This is a genomic window from Thermosynechococcus sp. OHK43, assembly GCF_014466085.1.
Taxonomy (GTDB): Bacteria; Cyanobacteriota; Cyanobacteriia; order Thermosynechococcales; family Thermosynechococcaceae; genus Thermosynechococcus.
Genome location: NZ_JACOMP010000053.1, coordinates 1 through 2,955 on the forward strand (window position 1 = coordinate 1; position 2,955 = coordinate 2,955).

The window sequence follows — 2,955 nt, forward strand, 5'->3', positions numbered from 1 at the left end:
ATGCTGCCCTACGCTTAATTTATCAATTTTCAGTTTTTCGGTTTTTGATTAAGGGTGAAGTTGAACTATGGCAAGGGTCAAGCGGGGTAACGTTGCCCGCAAACGGCGTAAAAAAATTCTCAAGCTCGCCAAGGGCTATCGGGCGGGGCACTCGAAGCTCTTCCGCACGGCAAATCAGGTGGTCATGAAGGCACTGTGCAATGCCTATCGCGATCGCCGGCGGCGCAAACGCGACTTTCGGCGGCTCTGGATTGCCCGCATTAACGCTGCTGCGCGTCAACATGGCATGAGCTACAGTCAACTCATGGGTGCCCTGAAAAAAGCAGACATTCAACTGAATCGCAAGATGCTGGCTCAATTGGCTGTCCTGGATGCCGATGCCTTTGCCACTGTCATTCAGACTGCTCGCGCCGTTTAGAACTTGCCCTAGGCATGATCGCCACTTTCCAATCCCCCGGTGCCACCCTTGAGCTAGGGTTTATCACCCTTCGGTGGTACGGGTTATTGATTGCTGTCGCTGTTTTTATTGGCCTCTGGCTGAGTCAGCGCTTGGCACGCCAGCGGCAGATTGACCCTGATCAGATTGCGGATCTATCCATTTGGCTTGTGGTTGCAGCTATTCCCGCTGCACGACTCTATTACGTCGCCTTTAACTGGGGCTTTTATCAAAAACATCTAGATCAAGTGCTTCAAATATGGAAAGGCGGCATTGCCATTCACGGCGCCATTCTCGGTGGCATGGTGGCGATGGCTATCTTTACCTATGTGCAGCGGCTTTCCTTTTGGCAAGTGGCGGATGTGGTTGCCCCTTCATTGGTTTTGGGACAGGCCATTGGTCGCTGGGGTAATTTTTTCAACTCTGAGGCCTTTGGTGCCCCCACTGATTTGCCGTGGAAACTCTATATCCCTGCGCCACAGCGTCCTCCTCAGCTAATCAACGAAGCCTATTACCACCCCACGTTTCTCTATGAGTCTCTTTGGAATTTGGGGGTTTTTCTGCTCCTGCTGTGGCTCTTTCGTCAACCTCGCTATCAAAAGCCGGGGACGCTTCTGATGGTCTATGCCATCGCCTACAGCTTGGGTCGCTTTTGGATTGAAGGGCTGCGCATGGATAGCCTGATGCTGGGCCCTCTGCGAATTGCTCAAGTGGTCAGCTTGGTAGCGATCGCCCTAGGAGCTTGGGGACTCTTTCGCCTGTATTATCAAGGCAAGCCGTTGCCAGATTGGCAAGCCACCTAGGCAATAATTTCATCGGCAAAGCTCTGCCAGCGGACAAAGTGAAAGGGGCCGGCTACGGATCCCCAAACGTGCTCATCGGTTTCGGGATCCCGTCCGCGATCGTGGCTAATGAAGCGATCGCCATCAATTTCAAACGTGCTATCGAGATAGGTTTCCCGTCCCTTACGCACAACTTTACAGGCTTTGCCCGGCTCCACTTCACCGCGAAAACTATGCCCTGTCCAGTAGGTGAGCATATTGCAGCCACAGAGGAGTTCAAGATCATCGGCTCGCATGGCCTGAAGCCGCTGGCGATCGCGAGCTGCCCCAAAGAAGCGTTTTTCATCCTTGAGTACATAATTTTTAATGACAATGTGATCATTGGCGGGCACTAGTTCCAAAACCCGTGTGCGGTAGGGGACGCCTAGGAGATAGTCATAGGCCTGTTCCACATAAAGGGCAATACCCTCCAGAACACCACTGGGAAGGGGACGCATACACACCCGAATATGGGCATAGAAGGGAGGATTCTCAAAGGCTTGCGCTTGGTTACTAAAATCCGCCGCCATCCAACGGCCAAGCGTCAACACATCGGTTGCGTGGGTCATGCTCCACAATTGCTTTACAACAGTCCTTTTTTCACACTAGCGGATTGAGGTACCTTCTTTATCCCCAAGTCCTAAGCTATCCGTAATAATGCCTGAAGGAGTCCCTCCAGGGTATGCTCTGTGGCTTCAGTATCCACTCGTCCCAAGAGCTCACGGCAAGTTTGGGAGGTTTGCGGCCCGATACTGGCAATCTGCACATTCTGAAGTAACTCTGCCGCCTGAGGACCCACTAATTGGCAAAAGTGTTTCACCGTCTTAGAACTGGTAAACGTGACCATATCCACTTGACCCGCTTGCAGCGCTCCTAAAACTTGGGCATCAACGGTTTGGGGACAGCATGAATTGTAGGCAGGCACCTCAACCACCTCAGCCCCAGCCGCCGTAAAGGCCTCCCCTAGGACGGGTCGTCCGCCCTTTTCAACCCGTGGAAAAAGAAAACGCAACCCGGCCACAGGTTCTGGGAATTCTACCACTAGGGCATCGGCGACAAATTCCCTGGGGGTGAAGTCAGCCCCTAAGCCGTAACTGCTAAGGGTTTGGGCAGTTTTTTCACCGACGACAGCAATCTTGAGACCCGCGAGGGCACGGCTATCCTTGCCATGACTGTGTAACCGTTTCATAAAAAACGTAACGGCATTGTGGGAAGTCAGAATCAGCCAGTCAAAGGTATCGAGTTCTGCCAGGGCCCGATCGAGGGGCTGCCAAGAACTAGGGGGAACGATTTCCAGTGTCGGCATTTCTAAAACGGTGGCACCGGCTGCTATAAGTTGCTGAGTAAACTCACTCGCTTGAGCTGCCGCACGAGTGACGAGAATCGTTTTGCCGTAGAGGGGAGACATTGATGATGGGGAAATCCTCAAAAATTCAGGAAAGACCAGATCTAGACTAGCCAACGGGTAGCGTTTTTGGGCGATCGCGCCAATGACAACGACCGCAGGAGCCATGTCTGGAAAGTGAGGCGTCTTCAGATAGGTCTCTAGGGTGCCAAACCAGAATTGTTGCTGGGGTTGCCCCGCCCATTGCAGAATCGCCAATCCTTCGGTGGGCGATCGCCCCTGCCGCAGCAATTCCTCGGCAATATATCGCAGGGAACGGGTGGCCATCAAAAAAATCAGCGTCTCCATTTGGG

4 protein-coding genes are annotated in these 2,955 nt (G+C 52.9%); 2 read left to right on the top strand and 2 right to left on the bottom strand.

The genetic code is table 11. From position 1 onward, the window contains the following. Positions 1 to 67 precede the first annotated feature (67 nt). Positions 68 to 418 (top strand): 50S ribosomal protein L20, encoded by a 351-nt coding sequence (rplT, locus tag H8Q75_RS02415; RefSeq protein WP_024125170.1) that lies wholly within the window; start codon positions 68 to 70, stop codon positions 416 to 418. Between the two features lie 14 nt (positions 419 to 432). Next, the gene (lgt, locus tag H8Q75_RS02420) at positions 433 to 1,239 is read left to right on the top strand and encodes a prolipoprotein diacylglyceryl transferase (RefSeq protein ID WP_024125169.1); all 807 of its coding nucleotides are present in this window, start codon (positions 433 to 435) and stop codon (positions 1,237 to 1,239) included. Here the strand turns inward: lgt and H8Q75_RS02425 are convergent. Together H8Q75_RS02425 and H8Q75_RS02430 are read right to left on the bottom strand one after the other, a co-directional pair. Next, positions 1,236 to 1,826 (bottom strand): chromophore lyase CpcT/CpeT, encoded by a 591-nt coding sequence (locus tag H8Q75_RS02425; protein ID WP_024125168.1) that lies wholly within the window; start codon positions 1,824 to 1,826, stop codon positions 1,236 to 1,238. The genes lgt and H8Q75_RS02425 overlap by 4 nt on opposite strands. A 71-nt stretch (positions 1,827 to 1,897) precedes the next feature. After that, the coding region (locus H8Q75_RS02430; RefSeq protein WP_297040185.1) for a uroporphyrinogen-III synthase at positions 1,898 to 2,955 on the bottom strand (1,058 nt) is incomplete at its 5' end.

Excerpts from the sequence above, each read along its gene's own strand:
- rplT (WP_024125170.1), top strand. The coding sequence starts at position 68 with ATGGCAAGGGTCAAGCGGGGTAACGTTGCCCGCAAACGGCGTAAAAAA.
- lgt (WP_024125169.1), top strand. The coding sequence starts at position 433 with ATGATCGCCACTTTCCAATCCCCCGGTGCCACCCTTGAGCTAGGGTTT.
- H8Q75_RS02425 (WP_024125168.1), bottom strand. The coding sequence starts at position 1,826 with ATGACCCACGCAACCGATGTGTTGACGCTTGGCCGTTGGATGGCGGCG.